At 76.1% G+C, this 18,758-nt stretch carries 18 protein-coding genes; 11 read left to right on the top strand and 7 right to left on the bottom strand.

Annotation, left to right across the window (positions count from 1 at the left end; all coding sequences use genetic code 11):
- Positions 1-143 precede the first annotated feature (143 nt).
- Positions 144-2,366, top strand: coding sequence for a DEAD/DEAH box helicase (locus ACWD4P_RS30000; RefSeq protein ID WP_449781817.1), 2,223 nt, complete (start codon positions 144-146; stop codon positions 2,364-2,366).
- Positions 2,367-2,517: 151 nt separating this feature from the next.
- Positions 2,518-3,543 (top strand): NUDIX domain-containing protein, encoded by a 1,026-nt coding sequence (locus ACWD4P_RS30005; RefSeq protein ID WP_449781799.1) that lies wholly within the window; start codon positions 2,518-2,520, stop codon positions 3,541-3,543.
- Positions 3,544-3,640: 97 nt separating this feature from the next.
- Here ACWD4P_RS30005 and ACWD4P_RS30010 read toward each other — a convergent pair whose 3' ends face one another.
- The 3 genes from ACWD4P_RS30010 to ACWD4P_RS30020 all read right to left on the bottom strand — a co-directional run bounded on the left by ACWD4P_RS30010 (position 3,641) and on the right by ACWD4P_RS30020 (position 6,461).
- The gene (locus ACWD4P_RS30010) at positions 3,641-4,393 is read right to left on the bottom strand and encodes an FAD:protein FMN transferase (RefSeq protein WP_449781818.1); all 753 of its coding nucleotides are present in this window, start codon (positions 4,391-4,393) and stop codon (positions 3,641-3,643) included.
- A 31-nt stretch (positions 4,394-4,424) separates the two neighbouring features.
- Positions 4,425-4,967, bottom strand: coding sequence for an FMN-binding protein (locus ACWD4P_RS30015; protein ID WP_449781800.1), 543 nt, complete (start codon positions 4,965-4,967; stop codon positions 4,425-4,427).
- 114 nt (positions 4,968-5,081) lie between these two features.
- On the bottom strand, positions 5,082-6,461 hold the full coding sequence (locus tag ACWD4P_RS30020) for a ferredoxin reductase family protein (RefSeq protein WP_449781801.1): 1,380 nt from the start codon (positions 6,459-6,461) through the stop codon (positions 5,082-5,084).
- A 226-nt stretch (positions 6,462-6,687) separates the two neighbouring features.
- Between ACWD4P_RS30020 and ACWD4P_RS30025 the strand changes: the two genes are divergently transcribed.
- Positions 6,688-7,404 (top strand): response regulator transcription factor, encoded by a 717-nt coding sequence (locus ACWD4P_RS30025; protein WP_359829243.1) that lies wholly within the window; start codon positions 6,688-6,690, stop codon positions 7,402-7,404.
- Positions 7,401-8,879, top strand: coding sequence for a sensor histidine kinase (locus ACWD4P_RS30030; RefSeq protein WP_449781802.1), 1,479 nt, complete (start codon positions 7,401-7,403; stop codon positions 8,877-8,879). Before ACWD4P_RS30025 ends, ACWD4P_RS30030 begins: the two co-directional genes overlap by 4 nt.
- On the opposite strand, the gene ACWD4P_RS30035 is transcribed toward ACWD4P_RS30030, so the two are convergent.
- The gene (locus ACWD4P_RS30035; protein ID WP_449781803.1) at positions 8,842-9,936 is read right to left on the bottom strand and encodes a GlxA family transcriptional regulator; all 1,095 of its coding nucleotides are present in this window, start codon (positions 9,934-9,936) and stop codon (positions 8,842-8,844) included. The two genes, ACWD4P_RS30030 and ACWD4P_RS30035, sit on opposite strands and share 38 nt — an antisense overlap.
- 140 nt (positions 9,937-10,076) lie before the next feature.
- On the opposite strand from ACWD4P_RS30035, the gene ACWD4P_RS30040 reads away from it, so the two are divergent.
- Entirely contained in the window at positions 10,077-10,667 is a 591-nt protein-coding gene (locus ACWD4P_RS30040; RefSeq protein WP_449781804.1) for an isochorismatase family protein, read from the top strand.
- A 182-nt stretch (positions 10,668-10,849) separates the two neighbouring features.
- Positions 10,850-12,601 carry a polyprenyl diphosphate synthase gene (uppS, locus tag ACWD4P_RS30045; RefSeq protein WP_449781805.1) on the top strand — a complete coding sequence of 584 codons (1,752 nt, stop codon included), beginning with the start codon at positions 10,850-10,852 and terminating at the stop codon, positions 12,599-12,601.
- On the opposite strand, the gene ACWD4P_RS30050 is transcribed toward uppS, so the two are convergent.
- Positions 12,546-13,226, bottom strand: a complete 681-nt coding sequence (locus ACWD4P_RS30050) for a hypothetical protein (protein WP_449781806.1) — start codon at positions 13,224-13,226, stop codon at positions 12,546-12,548. The genes uppS and ACWD4P_RS30050 overlap by 56 nt on opposite strands.
- A gap of 420 nt (positions 13,227-13,646) precedes the next feature.
- On the opposite strand from ACWD4P_RS30050, the gene ACWD4P_RS30055 reads away from it, so the two are divergent.
- The 4 genes from ACWD4P_RS30055 (at position 13,647) to ACWD4P_RS30070 (ending at position 16,277) form a co-directional block, all read left to right on the top strand.
- Positions 13,647-14,426 (top strand): DUF2071 domain-containing protein, encoded by a 780-nt coding sequence (locus ACWD4P_RS30055; protein ID WP_449781807.1) that lies wholly within the window; start codon positions 13,647-13,649, stop codon positions 14,424-14,426.
- Between the two features lie 128 nt (positions 14,427-14,554).
- Positions 14,555-15,289, top strand: coding sequence for a class I SAM-dependent methyltransferase (locus ACWD4P_RS30060; RefSeq protein ID WP_449781808.1), 735 nt, complete (start codon positions 14,555-14,557; stop codon positions 15,287-15,289).
- Complete coding sequence (locus ACWD4P_RS30065) at positions 15,286-15,732, top strand: hypothetical protein (RefSeq protein ID WP_449781809.1); 447 nt, start codon at positions 15,286-15,288, stop codon at positions 15,730-15,732. Before ACWD4P_RS30060 ends, ACWD4P_RS30065 begins: the two co-directional genes overlap by 4 nt.
- Positions 15,733-15,779: 47 nt before the next feature.
- On the top strand, positions 15,780-16,277 hold the full coding sequence (locus ACWD4P_RS30070) for a hypothetical protein (RefSeq protein WP_449781810.1): 498 nt from the start codon (positions 15,780-15,782) through the stop codon (positions 16,275-16,277).
- Between the two features lie 177 nt (positions 16,278-16,454).
- Here the strand turns inward: ACWD4P_RS30070 and ACWD4P_RS30075 are convergent, their stop codons facing one another.
- Positions 16,455-17,219: an alpha/beta fold hydrolase gene (locus tag ACWD4P_RS30075; RefSeq protein ID WP_359830749.1), complete on the bottom strand. Its 765-nt coding sequence runs from the start codon at positions 17,217-17,219 to the stop codon at positions 16,455-16,457.
- 201 nt (positions 17,220-17,420) lie between these two features.
- On the opposite strand from ACWD4P_RS30075, the gene ACWD4P_RS30080 reads away from it, so the two are divergent.
- The gene (locus ACWD4P_RS30080; RefSeq protein ID WP_359830752.1) at positions 17,421-18,227 is read left to right on the top strand and encodes a mechanosensitive ion channel family protein; all 807 of its coding nucleotides are present in this window, start codon (positions 17,421-17,423) and stop codon (positions 18,225-18,227) included.
- A gap of 30 nt (positions 18,228-18,257) precedes the next feature.
- On the opposite strand, the gene ACWD4P_RS30085 is transcribed toward ACWD4P_RS30080, so the two are convergent.
- Entirely contained in the window at positions 18,258-18,611 is a 354-nt protein-coding gene (locus ACWD4P_RS30085; RefSeq protein WP_359830754.1) for a DUF6401 family natural product biosynthesis protein, read from the bottom strand.
- Positions 18,612-18,758 lie beyond the last annotated feature (147 nt).

Consider the following 18,758-nt stretch of genomic DNA (forward strand, 5'->3'; position numbering starts at 1 on the left):
GTGGCCGGGCCGCAGCCTGGAGCTGATCCGCCAGGAGCTGGTGCGCGCCGACCAGGCCGGGGAGCGGAGGCGAGTGGAATCATGGGGTCCTGGTTGTGCGCGCGAAGCGAAGTCGCGTGCGCGAAGCGGAGACGGGGCGGGCGATGGGGGAGCGGCGGCGGGGCGGACGGCGGCCCGGAGCGGTCCTCGCCGAGGCGGAGGGCCTGCGGGCCGCGGCCGGGGCGGTCGTGGCGGACCACCGCGGCGCCGTGGAGCAGGTGCGGCTGGCGTACGTCGGCGTGCGGGACCGGCTGGTGCGCGAGGAACTGGACTCCATCCCGGTGGCGCGGCTCCGGGACGTGACCGAAGGCCGGCTGCGGGTCGGGGCGTTGGAGGCGGCCGGGCTGGCGACGGTGCGGCAGGTGGCGGAGGCCTCCGGCTACACGCTGCGGCTGATCCCGGGGATCGGGGCGCAGACGGCGGCGCAGGCACTGGCCGCGGCCGGGCAGATCGCCAGGGCGGTCGAGCAGACGGTGGCGGTGCGGCTGGACGTCGAGCGGCAGGACGGGACGGGCACCGCGCTGGTCGTCGCGCTCCAGCGGCTGGTGGCCGCCGGGCCGGAGGCGCGGCGGGCCCGGGAGGCCGCGGAGCGGGTCGAGGCCGAACTGGAGCCGCTGGTGGCGGCGGCGCAGCCGGCCCGGGGGGTGCTGCGCGGGCTGCTGGCCGGCCGGGAGCGGCGGGCGCTGGCTCAGGCGGCGGTGGAGGGGCTGGAGAAGGCGCTGGCCGGGTACGGGGCGCAGGAGGTCCCGGTGCTGCTCGCCCAGGCTTCGGTGGACCTGCTGCGTCCGCCGGTCGACCCGGTCGAGGCGTGGACGGACTTCGAGCTCCGCTCGGCCGACTACTACGGCGTGCTCGGCGGGATCGTCGAGGAGGCCGGGGTCGAACTCGCCGCCGCCGAGGGGTTCCTGCCCGGGGAACTGTCGGACCGGGTGCGGGCCGAGCCGCTGGACGACGCCCACTGCCGGGTCTCGCTGCGCGGCTACCAGGCGTTCGGGGCGCGGTTCGCGCTCGCCCAGCGGCGGGTCATCATCGGGGACGAGATGGGCCTGGGCAAGACGGTGCAGGCGATCGCCGTGCTGGCGCACCTGCGGGCCGGGGGGAGCACCCACTTCCTGGTGGTCTGCCCGGCCAGCGTCCTGATCAACTGGACCAGGGAGGTCGAGTCCCGCAGCACCCTGCGGGCGTTCCGGGTGCACGGCCCGGACCGGGAGCCGGCGCTCGCCGAGTGGCTGCGGGACGGCGGGGTCGCGGTGGTGACCTTCGACGGGCTGCGCCGCCCGGAGCTCGCGGAGGCGGCCGAGGCGGTCACGGTCGGGATGGTCGTCGTGGACGAGGCGCACTTCGTCAAGAACCCCGACGCGCAGCGCTCCCGGGCGGTGGCCGCCTGGGCGGAGCGGGTGGAGCGGGTGCTGTTCCTGACCGGGACGCCGATGGAGAACCGGGTGGACGAGTTCCGCGCCCTGGTGCGGTACCTCCAGCCCGACTTGGTGCCGGGGCTTCAGCAGGTCTCGGGGGCCGCGGGGCCGGCGGTCTTCCGCAGGGCGGTCGCCCCGGCGTACCTGCGCCGCAACCAGCGGGACGTGCTCACCGAGCTGCCCGAGGTGGTGCACGTGGACGAGTGGGAGGAGTTCTCGCCGGCCGACCTCGCCGCCTACCGGTCGGCCGTCGCGGCGGGCAACTTCCCGGCGATGCGCCGGGCCGGGTACGCGGACCCGGCGGAGTCGGCCAAGCTGCGGCGGCTGCTGGAGATCGTCCGGGAGGCGGCGGACAGCGGGCTGAAGGTGGTGGTCTTCTCGTTCTTCCGGGACGTCCTGGCGGCGGTCCGATCGGCCCTGGAGCAGCGGGAGCCCGGGCCGGATGGGGAGTCCGGGGGGCCCGGGCCGGGCCGGGCGTTCGGGCCGATCGACGGCTCCCTGGACGCGGTGCGGCGGCAGGACGTGGTGGACGCGTTCGGTGCGGAGCCCGGGCACGCGGTGCTGCTCTGTCAGATCCAGGCCGGGGGCGTGGGGCTGAACGTCCAGGCGGCCTCGGTGGTGATCCTCTGCGAGCCGCAGGTCAAGCCGACCCTGGAGGAGCAGGCGGTGGCGCGGTCGCGCCGGATGGGGCAGGTCCGCCGGGTGCGGGTGCACCGGCTGCTGGCGGCGGACAGCGTGGACCAGCGGATGCTGGACCTGCTGCGGGCCAAGAGCCGGCTCTTCGACGACTACGCGCGGCGCAGCGAGGTCGCGGAGTCGACGCCGGAGGCGGTGGACGTGTCGGAGCAGTCGCTGGCGGCGCGGATCGTCGAGGAGGAGCAGGTGCGGCTGGCGGTCGCCGACGGCCGGTAGGCGGGGCGTCCGCCCGGGCGCACGACGTGCGGGCGGAGGACGGGCGGAGGACGGGCGGCCCGGCGCCGGTCGTCTGCGGGTGCGGCCCTTCCGCCGACGGGCGGGGCGGCTCCACAATGGGGCCGTCGATCGCGGAAGTGGGGGGTCCGGGGTGGAGTGGCTGCTGGGGATCGGTGGGGCGCTGCTGCTCGGCGTGCTGACCAATCTGGTGTACGACTTCGCCAAGTTCGGCGGTTCGCGGCTCGGCTCCCGGGTGCCGGCGCCCCGGGTCCGGCGGGCGAGCCTGACGGTGGCCGCCCGGGCGCACGACGTGCGGGCGGACGGACTGGCACCGCTGATCACCTGGTCGGCCGCCAGGCCGCTGGCGCCGGGCACCCTGGTGACGGCGCACCGCGGGCGGGTGGAGCGCCCGCACGTGCTGGAGGCGGTCGGCTGGGACGGCGAGGTGGTGCGCCGCCGGGCGGCCGGTGCGGCGGGCCGGACGGCGTACATCTCGCGGCTGACGGTCGATCACGGCGAGCACAGCGGCGCGCGCGTCTGCGAGGTGGACATCGCCGAGAGCGACTACGCGGAGTGCATGGCCACCACGGGGCTGGGCCGGGAGGACCCGGAGGCGGCCCGGCTGCTGCGCGAGGCGCTGGACCGGGGCCTGACGAGCTTCGTGGCCGTGGCGCCGCCCACGATGGTCAGCGCCTGTGTCGCGGTCCGGGACCGGTCGGGGCGGCTGCTGCTGCTCCGCCGCTCGCTGGCGGTCGAGACCTTCCCGGCGCAGTGGACGGTCGGGATCAACGAGACGATGAAGTACCGCGACGAGCCGGGCGCCGCCGAGGACTTCTACGGACTGGTCCGGCGGGCCCTGGAGGAGGAGCTGGGGCTGCTGCCGGAGGATGTCGGGCCGACCGCGATCACCTGGCTGGGCTGGAGCGAGCCGGCCTCCTGCTACACGCTGGTGGCCACCGTCCGGTCCCGGCTGGACGCGGCCGCGATCGACCGCCGTCGCGAGGCCTGCCACAGCACCTTCGAGCACGACATGGCCGTCTGGGTGCCGTTCACCCGCCGGACGGTCTCCGAACTGGTCGAGGGCGGCACCTGCCCGGACGGTTCGCGGCGCTGGTCGTACCTCGCGCCGCTGGTGGCCCGGGAGGCCTGGCGGGCGGCGCAGCAGGAGCGGCCGTAGAACCGGGGCGGAGCGGGGGAGTGAAGGTTTCCGGGAACGCGCGTTCCCGGGAACGCCCGTTCCGCATCCGGAACGCGCGTTCCGCGGCCCCGGTCCGTCAGCCGACGGCGGACCGCCAGTCCGCGGGACCGCTCGCCGGCAGGTGCCCGGGCAGGCCCGGCGTCCAGCGCTTGGTGCCGTCCGGCAGCACGGCCAGGGCCTCGATGCCGGGCCGGCGGGCGGCCCAGGCGAGGGCGCGGTCCGGGCCCATGGCGAAGGCGGCGGTGGCCCAGGCGTCGGTGCGGGCGATGCCGGTGCCCGGCGCGCCGACCAGGGTGAGCGAGGCCAGGCCCTCGGCCGGGCGGCCGGTGTGCGGGTCGAGGACGTGCGCGCCGCGCTCGGCGGTGCCGGAGGTGGCCACGGCCAGGTCGTGGCCGGCCAGGACGGCGGCCAGCAGCCCCGGCCGCCGGGGGTCGGCGATGCCGATCCGCCACGGGCCGCCGGCGGTCTGCACGTCCCCGCCGCCGCTGACGCAGTACTGCCGGGCGCCGGAGCCGCGCAGCAGGTCGGCCGCCTGCTGGACCGCCCAGCCCTTGACCCAGCCGCTGGGGTCGAGCCGGCCGCCCGGGCGCTCGCTGAAGTAGCCGTCGGTCTCGGCGGCCACCGCGCGGCAGGCGGCGAGGACGGCGCCGACCTCCGGGTCGCAGTCGTCCGGGGCCAGGTCACCCCGGTCGAGGCGGCTGATGTCGCTGTCCGGCCGGTAGGTGGAGAACACCGTGTCGATCCGGTGCAGCCGCTCGGTGATCCGTTCCAGCACGACCGGGGTGCCGGGGCCCGGGTCGCGCACGGTGATCGAGAAGACGGTGCCCATCACGGGCTCGGCGTGGCGGAGCACGGCAGCCTCAGCCCCTGGCCCGGTCGAGGGCGCTCTGCAGGGAGCGGACGTAGCCGTCGCTCGTGTACGTCGCCCCGCTGACCACGTCGATCCGGGCGCTCTGCGCGGCGATCGCCTCCTGGTTGAGGATCGGCAGCGCGGAGCCGTTGATCTCCAGGTCGCGCCGTTCGGCGGTCGGGTACTTGACCACGTCGACGGCGGTGATCCGGCTGCCGGCCAGGGTGACCTGTACCTGCACCGGGCCGTACCGGGTGTTGACGGTGTTGCCGCTGACCTTCCGGGTCGCGCCGGTGCCCGCGGAGGGGGCGGAGCCCGAGGCGGCCGGGGAGGACGGGGCGGGAGAGGGGGCCGTGCCCGAAGGAGCCGACACGTCGGCCCCGGAACCGGCCCCGGTTCCGCTCCCGGCCCCGGTTCCGCTCCCGGCCCCGGTGGCGGTGCCCGGTCCCGAACCGATCACCGGGGCGGGGCCGGGGGCCTCGTGCGGTTTGAGGGACAGCAGCAGCACCACCCCGGCCGCGGTGGCGGCGCTGGTGACGACGGCTCGGCGCATGGAAATCGACACTCCTCAGGTGCTCGGCAACAGGGGCCCGGTCAGCCGGACATGCCGGATGTACCGGAAGTCCCGGAAGTCCCGGAAGTCCCGGTCCGGCCGGACCGGACCGGCTCAGAACGAAAAGCTCTCGTGGTGGATGCGCCCCGGCCGCACCCCCGCCGCCCGCAGCGCGCGGACGGCCTCCTCGGCGAAGGCGTCCGGGCCGCACAGGTAGACCTCGTGCCCGGCGAGGTCCGGGACCAGCCGGGCCAGCGCGGCCCCGAGGTCCCCGACCCGCTCACGCGGGCCGAGCAGCTCGTGCACCGCCGCACCGCGCCGCCGGGCGACCTCGGCCAGCTCCGCCCGGAACAGCACGTCCTGCGGCCGGCGGGCCCGCTGGACGAGAGTCAGCTCGCCCGGGAGGGTCTCGAACAGGGCGCGCAGCGGGGTGATCCCGACCCCCGCGCCGAGCAGCAGCACCCGGCGCTGCCGCAGCCGCCGCCCGGTGAACGCCCCGTACGGGCCCTCGGCGCGCACCCGGGTGCCCGGGCGCAGTCCGGCCACCGCCGCGCTGTGCCCGCCGAGGTCCTTGACCGTGAAGCGCAGGAACTCCGGGTGCGGCGGCGCGGAGAGCGAGTACGGGTTGGCGGCCCAGCGCAGCCCGGGTGCCTGGAACTGGAGCCGGAAGAACTGGCCGGGTTCGGCGCAGAGTTCGTCCAGCCGCCGCCCGGTGAGGAACAGCGACACCACGCCGGGGCCCTCGCGCCGGACCTCGGCGACGGTCAGTCGGTGCCGCCGGTCGAGCAGCCACGGCCGCAGCAGCCGGAACCAGCCGATCAGTGCCGCGGTGCCGAAGTAGAGGGCGTACCAGGCGGCCGCGGCGGGGCCGCCGCCCAGGTCGGCGCCGGTGGCGAGCTGGTGGGAGAAGGCCAGTGCCACCGCGAGGTAGGTCGCCAGGTGGAGGTGGTACCAGGTCTCGTAGCGCAGGCGGCGGCGCGCGATCCGGGCGGAGACCGCGCCGGTGCCGAGCAGCAGCAGGGTGCCCAGGGTGGCCTTGATCATCTCGGGGTAGTGGAAGACGATCTCCACGCCCTCGCCGACCGGGCCGCGCCCGTCGGTCAGCGCGTAGCCCCAGACGACCGTCAGCACGTGCACCGTGACCAGGGCGACCGTCCACCGCCCGCCGAAGGCGTGCCAGCGAGCCAGCCGGTCCGCGCCGACCCCGCGCTCGACCGGCGGCAGCCGGGCCATCAGCAGGAGCAGCACCGGCGCGGCGTAGCCCGCCAGCAGCCCGGTGATCCGGCCGGCGCCGGTCAGCCAGCCGGCCGCGCCGACCACCGAGGGGGTGCCCTTCCACCAGATCGCGAGCACCCCGAGCGCGCCCACGGCGATCAGGGCGAGCGCCGCGCGCGGGTCGAGGGCGAACGGCGGACGCGGTGCCGCCCGGTGCCTCGGGCGGTCGGGTGCCGGCCGGGGCCCGGGCCGCGACGTCGGTGCGGCGGCAGTGCTCATCGGGAACCTCCTCAGCGCCCGGCGGCGAGTGCCGCCGAGGCTGTCGACGATCGCACCGCAAGCTCTGAGCCGGCTCTGAACGGTGGCCGCGCCCGGCCTCGACCCGGGGGCATCGTGCCAGGTCAGAGTCGGTGTGAAGGCCAGCCGGCCGGGGGTGGAGGTCTCACCGGTTTCTCATCGGGACCGGCCAGGATGAACAATGCCCAGCACCGACCCGAGGAGCCCCATGGACGAGACCGCCGACCGCCCGGACTGGCGGGTCCTGGTCGTCGACGACGAGCCGGACCTGGTCGAGGTGGTCTGCGGGGCCGTCCGCTACGAGGGCTGGCAGGCGCGCGGCGAGACCGCCGGCCTGGCCGCCGTCGAGGCCGCCGCGGCCTGGCGGCCGCACGCCGTGGTGCTGGACGTGATGCTGCCGGACCTCGACGGCCTGGAGGTGCTGCGCCGCATCCACGCCGAGCAGCCCGAGGTGCGGGTGCTGTTCCTCACCGCCCGGGACGCCGTCGAGGAACGGATCGCCGGCATCGCGGCCGGTGGCGACGACTACGTGACCAAGCCGTTCAGCCTGGCCGAGGTGATGGTGCGGCTGCGCGGCCTGCTCCGCCGGGCCGCCCCGCCGGCGGCGACCCGGCAGCCGCCCCCGCACGCCCTGGTGCTGGGCGACCTGGTGCTGGACGACCGGGCCCGCGAGGTCACCCGGGGCGGGGAGGCGGTGGAGCTCAGCCCGACGGAGTACGCGCTGCTCGCCCACCTGATGCGCCACCCCCGGCAGGTGCTCAGCAAGGCGCAGATCCTGGACGCCGTCTGGTCGTACGACTTCGGCGGGCAGGCGCACGTCGTGGAGCTGTACATCAGCTACCTGCGCAAGAAGGTGGACGCGGGCCGCAGTCCGATGATCCACACGGTGCGCGGCGCGGGATACCTGATCAAGGCCGCGCCGTGAGGCTCCGCACCCCGCGCACCCGGCTGGTGCCCCGCACCCTGCGCGCCCGGCTGATCGCCGGCCTGCTGGTGCTGCTCGTCGCCACCTGTGCGGCCGTCGGCCTCGCCACCACCGCCGCGCTGCGCCACTTCCTGGTCGACCGGCTGGACCAGCAGCTCACCGAGTCGGGCGGCCGCTACGCAGCGAGCCTGGAGCACACCGGCCACGGCGCCGGCCCCGACACCAGGGCCCAGACCCCCGGCACCCTCGGCGTTCGGCTGCTGGACGGGCGGGTCACCGCCGCCGGCGTGGTCGACGGGGACGCCGACGACGTGGACGCCCCGGGGGACGAGGACGACCGGGTCGCCTTCACCCCCGACCGGCAGCGGGAGCTGGCCGCCCTGCCCGTCGGCGGCCCGGCCCGCACCCTCGACCTCGGCGGGGTCCTGGGCCACTACCGGGTCCGCGCGGTCGCCGGGCGGGACGGCGACGTCCTGGTCAGCGGCCTGCCGCTGCGCCCGGCCGAGGACACCGTCGGGCGGCTGGCGACCCTGGAGCTCACCGTCTTCGCGATCTCCGTCGCCGCCGCCGGAGCGGCCGGGGCCGTCTGGGTCGGCTTCTCGCTGCGCCCGCTGCGGCGGGTGGTGGGCATGGCGGAGCGGGTCAGTGCCCTGCCGCTCGCCAGTGGCGAGGTGATGCTCGCCGAACGCGTGCCGGACGCCGACCCGCGCACCGAGGTCGGCCGGGTCGGCGCCGCGCTCAACCGGATGCTCGGGCACGTCGGCGACGCCCTGGCCCGCCGCCACGCGGTGGAGGAGCGGCTGCGCGGCTTCGCCGCCGACGCCAGCCACGAGCTGCGCACCCCGGTCGCGGCGGTCCGCGGCCACGCCGAGCTGGCGCTGCGCCATCCCGGTCCGGTGCCCGGGGAGGTGCGGCACTCGCTGGAGCGGATCGACGCCGAGGCGGTGCGGATGGGCGCGATCGTCGAGGACCTGCTGCTGCTCGCCCGGCTGGACGCCGGCCGTCCGCTGGCCGCGGAGGAGGTGGACCTGACCCGGATCGCCCTCGACGCGGTGGCCGACGCCCGCGCCGCCGGGCCGGAGCACCGCTGGCGGCTCGCACTGCCCGAGGAGCCAGTGCTGGTCCGCGGGGACGGGCACCGGCTGAGCCAGGTGGTGGCCAACCTGCTGGCCAACGCCCGGACCCACACCCAGCCCGGCACCGAGGCCCGGCTGTGCCTCGAACGGTCGGACGGCCAGGTCGAGTTGAGCGTCACGGACGACGGTCCGGGGATCGCGCCGGAGCTGGTCGACCGGGTCTTCGAACGCTTCGTCCGGGGCGACCGGGCCCGCTCCCGCGCCACCGGCTCGACCGGGCTCGGCCTGGCCATCGTCCGGGCCGTGGTGGAGGCGCACGGCGGCACGGTGGCGGTGGAGAGCCGGCCCGGCCGCACGCGCTTCACCGTCCGGCTGCCGGGACCGCCGTCGATCCGGTAGCCGTCGCCGTGGTGGTGCGGAAGCGCTGCCGGTAGTCGGTCGGCGTGGTGCCGAGGCGGCGGCGGAAGGCGCGCACCAGGGTGTCGACGGTCCCGAACCCGCAGCCGCCGGCGACGCGTTCGAGCGTCTCGTCGGTGGACTCCAGCCGGTGACGGGCGAGTTCGACCCGGGCCGACTCGACGTAGGCGCTCGGGGTGGTGCCCAGTTCGGTCTTGAAGATCCGGGTCAACTGCCGTTCGCTGACGTGGGCGTGGGCCGCGAGGTCCGGGACGGTGAGCCGCCCGGCGAGGTTGCGCAGGATGTGGTGGCGCAGCTCCTCGATCCGCCGGGTCGTCGACACGGGCTCCAGCGGGACACTGAACTGGCTCTGGCCGCTGGGGCGTTTGAGGTACATGACGAGCTGTCGGGCCACCCGCAGGGCCAGTTCCTCGCCGAAGTCCTCGGCGACCAGCGCGAGTGACAGGTCCAGGCAGGCGCTGATGCCCGCACCCGTCCAGACCTCGCCCTCGCGGATGAAGATCGGGTCCGGATCGACCTCGATCTCCGGGTGCTCCTCGGCGAGTTGGCCGGCCGTGGACCAGTGGGTGGTGGCCCGCCGGCCGTCCAGCAGCCCGGCGGCGGCGAGCAGGTGCGCGCCGACGCAGACGCTGGCCACCCGGCGCGAGCGGGCGGCCAGCGTGCGGACCCGGTCGACCACCGCCGGGTCGGTGAGCGCGCGGACCCGGCGGCGGTCGTCCACCTCGACCGAGCCGGGCACCAGCAGGGTGTCGATCCGGCTCCGGGCGGCCTCGTCGAAGGTGAGGTCGGGCAGGACGCGCACGCCCGCCGCGGTGGTGACGGGCTCCGCCGTCTCGGCCGCGAGCACGACCCGGTAGCCGGTCGTGCCGTCGGTCTCCCGGCGGACCAGGGAGAACACCTCGGGCGGGCCGGTCACGTCGAGCAGGTCGACGCCCTCGAACAGGACGATGACGATCAGCCGCTGCGCGGCCGGTGCGGTCCGCGCCGTCTCCGAGGACCGTGCGGTCCGTCCGGCCGGTGGGGTCTGTCCGGGCAGCATCGGCGTCCTTCCTCGATGTCGGAATCTGCATGTTAGGCGACATTGCCGACACCGGAGCGCCGACCGTAGCGTTTTCGAGGCCGGCCACACCGGCTGTGACCTGCGAGATCACCGATCCCCAACCGTGAAGGCGGTACCCCGTGCCCACGACCACCCTGCGCACCCTCAACGGCCTCGACGAGACGCCCGCCGTGCTCGGCGCCTCGACCCTGGTCATGATCGACTACCAGAACACCTACGTGGGAGGCGTGATGGAACTGGAGGGCTGGCGGGAGGCGCTGGGCGCCGGCGCCGACCTGCTCGCCCGGGCCCGGGCGGCCGGCGCCACCGTGATCCACGTGGTCAACGACGGCGGCGAGGGCACCCCGTACGACATCCGGGCCGAGATCGGGCGGATCCACCCCAGCGTGGCCCCGGCCGAGGGCGAGCGCGTGGTGGTCAAGCAGGCCCCGGACGCCTTCGTCGGCACCGAGCTGGGCGACCTGCTCGACGCGGCCGGCCACCGGGACGTCGTCGTCGCCGGGTTCATGACCCACATGTGCGTCGCCTTCACCACCGCCGGGGCCTTCCTGCGCGGCCACCGCCCGACCGTGGTGGCCGCCGCCTGCGCCACCCGGCCGCTGGAGTCGGCGGGCACCGGGCTGACGGCCGCCCAGGTCCACCGCGCCGCGCTGGCGACGATCGGCGACCTCTACGGCGTGGTGGTGGAGACCCCGGCCGACCTCGGCTGAGCCCGACCGGCCCGACCGGCCCGACCGGCCAGACCGGCCAGACCGGCCCGACCGGACCCGACGAGCGACGGACGGTCCCGCTCCGGTGACGGCCACCCCGATCGCCACCGATCCGCCACCGATCCGCCGCCGGCTCGTTGGACCGGTCGGCGCACGGTGTCGGCGGAGGGCGGGGAACGGGCATGGCGGGGGACGGGACGGAGGTGGTCGGAGGTCCGCCGGAGCTGGCCGAGTCGTACCGGCTCTGCGAGCGGGAGGTGGCCGCCCACCTGGCCCCACTGCGGGCGATCAGCGACCTGCTGCCTCCCGAGGTGCGGCCGTACGTCCACGCCGTCAACGGCTTCGCCTCCCGCTCCGACCGGCTCGCCGACGACCCGGACGTCCACGGGCCCGACGCCGAAGCCCCCCGGGGCACCGCCGACCCCGCCGAGCGGGAGCGCCGCTTCGCCCGCTGGCGGGCCGACACCCTGGCCGAGCTGGCGGCCGGCCACAGCGGGCACCCGCTGCGCCGGGCCTTCGTGGACACCGTGCGGCGCTGGGAGCTGGACCGGGCGCTGGTCGAGGAGTTCCTGGACGCCACCCGCGCCGACGGCGCCCGCCCGCCGGCCCTCGGGACCCTCGCGGACCAGCGCCGCCACCTGCGCGGCATCGCGGGGACGGTCACCGAGCTGTGGGCCCCGCTGCTGGGCGCGCGGGGCCCGCGGGCTGCGGCCGCGCTGTCCGCGCTGGGGGAGGCCTGCCAGCTGGCCGACCTCCTGGAGGACCTCCCGCTCGACCTCGCGGCCGGCCGCTGCTACCTGCCGCGGGAGGAACTGCGCCGACTCGGCCTGACCGTCGCCGACCTGGGCCGGGACGACCACCAGGACGACCACCGGAACAGCCACCGGGGCGACCGCCGGCCCGCCCTGGACGAGCTGGCCGCGAACCAGCAGCGGTTGCTGCACCGCCTGTTGGAGCGGGCCCTGCCCGCCACCTGGCTGGTGGCCCCCGGCTGCCGCCCGTTCCTGCACACCATGCTGCTCGGTGCCCAACTGCAGTACGACGAGGCGACCCTGGTGCGCTCGCGCGTCCTCACCGAGGGGCTCACGCCGCTGAGTTCCGACGGGGTCACGCCCGGGCGACGGGCCCGGCCCGCGCCTCCCGCGGGCGGGCCCGCCCACGTCGCCGTGATCATGGACGGCAACCGGCGCTGGGCCGAGACCCGTCGGCTGCCCGCCGAACACGGCCACCGGGCCGGGCAGCGGGCCGCACTGCGGCTGGTCAACGCGGCGCTGCGGCTGGGCATCCGCCACCTGAGCCTGTACGCGTTCTCCACCGAGAACTGGGACCGCCCGCCCGAGGAACTGACCGCGCTGTTCGACTCCCTGGCCGACGGCCTCACCCGCAGCGCGCGGGGCCTGCACGCCCTCGGCGTACGGATCCGCTGGTGCGGCCGGCGGGACCGGGTGGACGAGTGGCTGGCCGCCGAGATCGCGCTGGTGGAGAGCCTGACGTCCAACAACGGCACGCTGACCCTGACGGTCTGCGTCGACTACGGCGGCCGGGAGGAACTGGCCGCCGCGGCGCGCGGGCTGGCCGTCGAGGCGGTGGGCGGGCGGATCCGGCCGGAGGAGATCGGCCCGGCCGACCTCGCCCGGCACCTGTACCTCCCGGACCTCCCGGACGTGGACCTGCTGATCCGCACGTCCGGTGAGCAGCGGATCAGCAACTTCCTGCCCTGGCACCTGGCCTACGCCGAGCTGCTGTTCGACCCGACGCCCTGGCCGGACTACGACCTGGCCCGGCTGCGCGGGGCGGTCCGGGCCTACGCGGCCCGCGAGCGACGCTTCGGCGGCGGTGTGCCCGCCCAGTCCGGGCCCTCCCGCCGCCCACGGCCCGCTACGCCTGCGGCTCCTGCGCGGCCGGAGGAGGGGTGTACGTCCCCTGGGCCGTGACGTACGCCAGCACGGTGTCCACCGTGACCGGGTGCGCGCCGAAGTTCGCGGTGTACGCGTCCACCGCCTCCTGGGTGGGGCGCAGCGGCACCCCGCTGAGCCGGACCTTCATCGGCTGTCCGGCCGGCACCGGGTCGGCCGTCAGCTCCCCTTCGGTGAGGCCGCAGCGGAAGGCCGAGCGGTGCCCCATCTCCGCCCCGCTGACCTCGCACCGGCCGGAGCCCAGGCCGTCCTTGATCGCGCCGACCAGGTTCACCACGCGGTAGTCGCCCTTGGAGGTGCTGACGCAGACCCCGCCGTCCAGTGCCCCGTCGCCGTGCGCCTCGGGCGGGTTGGCGAGGGACGGGTCGCCCAGGGCGGAGCGGATCGGCAGGTGGACCGCGGGGCCCCGGTCGTCGTGGACCATGCGGGCGGGGGCGACGACGTCCACCATCGCGTGGAAGCGGTCCAGTTGGGCCTGTGCCTCCGGCGTCCAGCGCACTTCCACCCAGCCGTCGGAGAGCGTGCCCAGTGTTCCGGTGCGGTCGGTGCCGCCGTCAACGGCACCGGCCGCCGTCCCGGTGAGCCACCCCAGTAGCGGGGCGGCCAGCGCCGCGCCCAGCAGCGACCGCCGCGTCGTGCTCATCGTTCCGAACCGTCCCTTCCCGGGCCGCCCGGTACGGCCCATGGAACGGATCATCCGTCCACCGACCGCCTCGGACGCAGGCCTGGAGGGCGAAACCACCCGTGCGGGGGGAGCGGGGAGCGGCCCGGGGTGGTTCGTCCGCCTACGGGAGCCCCCCGGGGCCGTAGCCCGCCGGTGCCCGGCTCGCTGCATCCGACGGTGTCCTGACCCCGCCTCCGCCACACCCGGGGGGCCGCGCCGACACGGCGCGGGCCCCGTTCGTGCACCCCCGCGAGTCCGCTCCCACCCGGAGTTGAACACGTTCAAAGTCGTGCGCCATGATGAGGACGCGCGAGAGCGCCCCACCGCGGCCTGCGGCGAAGGGCCCTCCCGTGCTGCCCCGTCACGCTCCGAATCCCGTACCCGACCCCGGAGTCGACCGTGCGACACCTGTTGCAGCGCCATCCCTTCGCGATGCGAACCCACTTCGCGCACTCGCTCGTCCTCACCTACGCCCTGCCGCCCCGGCTGCTCTCCCCGCTGGTGCCGCCGGGCCTCGCCCTCGACACCTACACCGACCCCGCCGGCACCGAGCACGGCTTCGTCGCCGCGGCCGTCGTGGACACCCGGGCGCTGCGCCCGGCCGCCCTGCCCGCCGGCCTCGGCCGGGACTTCATCCTCACCGGCTACCGGGTCTTCACCCGCTTCCCGACCCCCGGCGGCCGCACCATGCGCGGCCTGCGCATCCTGCGCTCCGACACCGACAGCCGGATGATGGCGCTCGGCGGCAACGCCTTCTCCCGCTACCGGTACCGGCACGCCCGGATCGGCACCCGGGTGGTCGGCGACACCCTGGAGTTCAAGGTGGTCAGCGGCGACGGCCGGGCCGACCTGCACGTGCGCGCCGACCTCGGCAGCGCCCCCGCCGCCCTCCCGCCGGGCAGCCCGTTCGCGGACGCCCGGGCCGCGCGCCGCTTCGCCGGCCCGCTGCCCTACACCTTCGAGTACGAGCCGCAGACCCGCTCGGTGATCGTGGTCAAGGCCACCCGCGCCCACTGGGACCCGGCCCCGGTGGCCGTCGAGGTGCCCCGGCTCACCTTCTTCGACCACGGACCGCTGGCCGGCAGCCGGCCCGTCCTCGCCAACGCCTTCCACGTGGCCGGCCTCGACTACGGCTGGCACGCGGGGGAGCGCCGCACCCTCACCGGAGCCCGTCGATGACCACCCCAGCCCCAGCCCCAGCCCCGGTTCCAGCCTCGCCCCCGGGCCCCGCCCGCCGCGCGTCCGTGCCCCGACCCCGCCCCGCCACCGCCGGACCGGCGGGCCCCCGTCCCTCCGGGGTGCGCGAGGTGGTCCGCTACAACTGGCCGATGTACGCCGCCGGGGCGCTCACCGTCGCCGCCGGCCGGGCGCTGGCCCGGCGGCTGCCCGGCCCCGCCGCCGCGCTCGCCCGGACGGCCGCCGCCACCGCCGCCGGGTACCTCGTCCTCGGAACCCTCGCCACCTGGTGCGTCTACGACCGCTCCGGGCTCCACCGCTACGACTGGCTGCCCGACCTGCTGCCCGGCGGCGGCCCCGGCGAGTACCTGGTGATCGGCACCGGCCTGGACGAGGCGAGCCGCCCGCTCGCCGCCCGCCACCCGGAGGCCCACGGCCGGTTCGCCGACCTGTACGACCCGGCGCTCACCGCCGGCGGTTCGATCCGCCGCGCCCGCCGCCACTGCCCGCCCGCCCCCGGCGGCATCCCGGCCCGCCCGGACGCGCTGCCCGCCGCGACCGGCACCCTGGACACCGTCTTCGCCGTCTTCGCCGCCCACGAGCTGCGTCGGCCCGCCGACCGCACCGCCCTGTTCGCCGAGGCCGCCCGCGCCCTGCGCCCCGGCGGCACCCTGCTGCTGGTCGAGCACCTGCGGGACGCCGCCAACACCGCCGTCTACGGCCCCGGCGCCTGGCACTTCCTGCCCCGCGCCACCTGGCTCCGGCACGCGGCCGAGGCGGGCCTGCACCCGGCCGCCGAACGCCGGATCGCGGGCCTGGTCACCGCCTTCGCCTTCCGGAAGCCCACCCCGGGAGCCGCCCGATGACCGATCAGGTGACCGGGCTGATCGCCGGACCGACCGCCCTGGAGGCCCAGCTGCGCCTGGTCGGCGCCGCCCTCGTGGCCGTCGGCCTGGTCCACGCGGTGCTGCCCCGCGCCATCGGCTGGCCCGCCGACCTGTCCGGTACGACCCTGCTGACCCGCCAGGTCTCCTACGCGCACCTCTTCTTCATCGGCCTCGCCTGCGTCCTGCTCGGTCTGCTCCCGCTCCTCCTGGCCCCCGAGCTGCTCGCCGGCGGGCGGCTCGGCACCGCGCTGCTGGCGGGCCAGACCCTCTTCTGGGGCCTGCGCTGGCTCTTCGAGTTCGCCTACTTCTCGCCCCGGCTGTGGCGCGGCGACCGTCTGCGGACCGTCGCGCACCTGGGCCTCTCGGTGCTGTGGACGTGGGTGACGGCGGTCTTCGCCGTCGCCCTCGGACACACGGTCTAGGATCATTCCGACCCCAGCAGCCCACACACCCCCTCAAGGACCATGCGGTGACCGTTGCCTCTCCCCGTGCTCGCGCCGTGCGCTCGGCCCTGTCGGCCGGCGCCGTCCTGCTGGCGGCCACCTCCTGCTCCGGTTCGGCCGACGCCCCGCGGACCAGTGCCCAGGCCAAGCAGAAGACCGACACGTACTTCACCGAGACCTTCCTCGCCTTCCCGAAGCCGATCTCGCCGATCGTCGAACGGGACGGCGAGGAGCAGTGCTTCAAGAAGGACGCCCCCTCGGAGCCGGACGGCCGGGTCAAGGCCGTGACGTACCGCTTCCTGCGGGACATCCCGGCCGACCACCACGACACGGTCTTCGACGCCTTCCGCGGCCACCTGGTCGTGGCCGGGTTCGACGTCACCGACAGCAGGCCCGGCGTGATCGTCCTCACGAACCCGGACAACGGTTTCAAGGCCTCCCTCGTGGACGGCGACAACTGGCCCGCCACGCTGCTGGTCGGCTTCGAGTCCCCCTGCGTCCGGCCCGACGGCGCCAAGTCCTGAGCCGTCCCCGCCGCAACACGCCGCCGGACAGGGCGGGCGCCGCCAGGCACCGCCAGGACCCGCCGGGGGCCGGCCACGTCCGCCGGCGGATCGCGGCGGCGCTCGATCCGCCGCGACTGCCCGTGGGCCCGGGTGAGTTGCCCCCGAGCTGAGCCCAGGGGCGGGCCCGCCGGGCCGTCAGGGGTTCGCGGGCAACAGCGGGGTGCGGCGCGGCTGGGGCGGGAGGGCGAGGGTGAGGGCCTCGCGGGAGGCGGCCGGCAGCGCGAGGGCGGAGGCGGTCTCCGCGGGCAGCGGGTGGAGGCCGAGGAGCGCGGTGGCGAGCCGCGTGGTGGCGCGGTGCCAGTCGGGGACGCGCTGGAGCATGGCGTGGCCGCTGCCGGTGACGGTGTAGCCGCAGACCCGGGCACCGGCGGCGCGGCTGCGGGCGGCGAAGGCCCGGGTGTCGGCGGGCGGCGTGACGGTGTCGCGGTCGCCGTGCAGCATCAGGACGTCCCGGCCGGCGAGCTGCTCGCACGGGTCCTCGGCCGGGCACCACGGCGCGAGCGCGACCAGGCCGGTGACGCAGGGGTGTCCGCCCGCCCGGAGCGCGGCGCGCCCGCCCATCGAGTGGCCGACCAGCACGGTCGGCACCGGGCCCAGTAGCGCGGCCAGCTCGTCGAGCGCGGCGGTCGCGTCCCGGGCGGCGTCGGCCCGTTCGCCGTTCCAGCCGCGGTGGCGGTAGCGGACGGTCCCGATCGCGACGTCCGCCCGCGCCGTGGCCCGGGTGAGGCCGCGCAGGAAGCCGTGCATCCGCAGCAGCGGGAGGTTGAGGCGCCCGGGCCGGGCGTCGTTGTGCTCCTCGCCGCCGTGCAGCACCAGGATGGCCGCCCGGGCCGCTTCCGGCCGGACCCGCCAGTGCAGTGCGCGGTGCTCCACCGCGCGCTCCGCCGCCGTACCGCTCACTGCCGCACCGTCCCGTCCGTCCCGCCCCGTGCCCGACGTCCCCCGGATCGCCACTGTACGCGTGCGGACGGCCGGAGCATTCACCCGAGGGGAGCATCCCGGACAGCGGGGGCGCGCGGCCGGGGCGGGCGACTGCTATCCACGAAGGGTGGGGGGCCGGAAGCGCCGCTCGTGGCGCCGTGTCACCGAGTGGAGGACTCCGTGGCTCAGCAGCTCGCACTTTCCGTGGACTTCGGATCCGGCTTCACCGAGGCCTGGTCGAAGATCGCCAAGGTCATTCCGCAGTTCATCGCCTTCCTGGCGATCCTGGTCGTCGGTTGGTTCGTGGCCAAGGCGATCGCCAAGATCCTCGACCGGGTGCTGCGCAGGGTCGGCTCGGAACGGGTCGCGGAGCGGTCCGGAGTGGCCGCTCACCTGCGGGGTTCCAAGTACGACATGACCGGGATCATCAGCAAGGTGGTGTACTACATCATCCTGCTGATGGCCCTGCAGCTCGCGTTCGGCGTCTTCGGCTCGAACCCGATCAGCACGATGATCCACAGCATCGTCGCCTGGCTGCCGCGCGGCATCGTCGCCGTGGTGATCGTGGTGGTCGCGATGGCCATTGCCAACGCCGTGCGCGACATCGTCGGCAACTCGCTCTCCGGCGCCTCGTACGGCCGGACTGTCTCCACCCTGGTCTGGGCGTTCATCGTCGGCCTCGGCGTGATCGCCGCCCTGGGCCAGGCCGGTATCGCCACCACGATCACCGGACCGGTGCTGATCGCCGCGCTCGCCGCCATCACCGGTGTGCTGGTGGTCGGCGTCGGCGGCGGCCTGATCATCCCGATGCGCCAGCGCTGGGAGCGGTGGCTGGACGGCGCCGAGCGGGAGACCGCCCGGCTGCGTGGCACCGCCTACCAGGCCGGCCGCTCCGACGCGCTGTCCAACCAGCCGATCAGGCCGACCACCCAGACCGGTCCGGGCACCCCGCCCGCGCCGGGCATCGAGGGCGACCAGGACCGCTGACCGTCCCGCTCGGGCGGGGCCTGCCGGGGCTCAGACCTCCAGCAGGCCCTGCTCGCGCACCAGCCAGCAGATCGCGGTGAGCCGGATGACGGCGTAGTCGTAGCCGACCGGCTCCCGCCAGCCGATCTCGCGGAGCGCGTCCAGGAAACCCAGCGCGTAGTCCGACAACTCCTCACGGTCCAGGGGCCGGGGCGCGAGCTCCGGCCCCTGCGCGTACAGCAGCTCCCGCAGCATCGCCGCGTGCTGGTCGACCGCCGCGACGAAGCCGGGCTCGAAGGCGAACTCGGCCAGCCGGGGCGTGAAGGCCGTCACGATGCCGGGCAGCGGACAGCCGGCCGGCTCGTCGGGGGAGCGCCGGAAGGAATCGTCGGAGGTGGCGAACATCCGTCCACGTTAGGCGAGCGCCGGGGCGGGAACGGACGCCCGGGACGGTTCCGTGCTGAGACCTTGGCCACCCCGCCCGCGCCCGCCCGCCGTGGCGGAAACGTTCCGTGGTCCACCGGATCCGCTCTGCCGATCAGCGGGTGCTCC

It is taken from the genome of Kitasatospora sp. NPDC002543, assembly GCF_053594915.1.

Bases quoted from the DNA above. Each gene is read 5' to 3' on its own strand.
- ACWD4P_RS30015 (WP_449781800.1), bottom strand. From the start codon at position 4,967: ATGCGCCGAGCCGTCGTCACCAGCGCCGCCACCGCGGCCGGGGTGGTG.
- ACWD4P_RS30085 (WP_359830754.1), bottom strand. From the start codon at position 18,611: ATGTTCGCCACCTCCGACGATTCCTTCCGGCGCTCCCCCGACGAGCCG.
- ACWD4P_RS30020 (WP_449781801.1), bottom strand. From the start codon at position 6,461: ATGAGCACTGCCGCCGCACCGACGTCGCGGCCCGGGCCCCGGCCGGCA.
- ACWD4P_RS30065 (WP_449781809.1), top strand. From the start codon at position 15,286: ATGACCGATCAGGTGACCGGGCTGATCGCCGGACCGACCGCCCTGGAG.
- ACWD4P_RS30035 (WP_449781803.1), bottom strand. From the start codon at position 9,936: ATGCTGCCCGGACAGACCCCACCGGCCGGACGGACCGCACGGTCCTCG.
- ACWD4P_RS30010 (WP_449781818.1), bottom strand. From the start codon at position 4,393: ATGGGCACCGTCTTCTCGATCACCGTGCGCGACCCGGGCCCCGGCACC.
- ACWD4P_RS30050 (WP_449781806.1), bottom strand. From the start codon at position 13,226: ATGAGCACGACGCGGCGGTCGCTGCTGGGCGCGGCGCTGGCCGCCCCG.
- ACWD4P_RS30025 (WP_359829243.1), top strand. From the start codon at position 6,688: ATGGACGAGACCGCCGACCGCCCGGACTGGCGGGTCCTGGTCGTCGAC.
- ACWD4P_RS30000 (WP_449781817.1), top strand. From the start codon at position 144: ATGGGGGAGCGGCGGCGGGGCGGACGGCGGCCCGGAGCGGTCCTCGCC.
- uppS (WP_449781805.1), top strand. From the start codon at position 10,850: ATGGCGGGGGACGGGACGGAGGTGGTCGGAGGTCCGCCGGAGCTGGCC.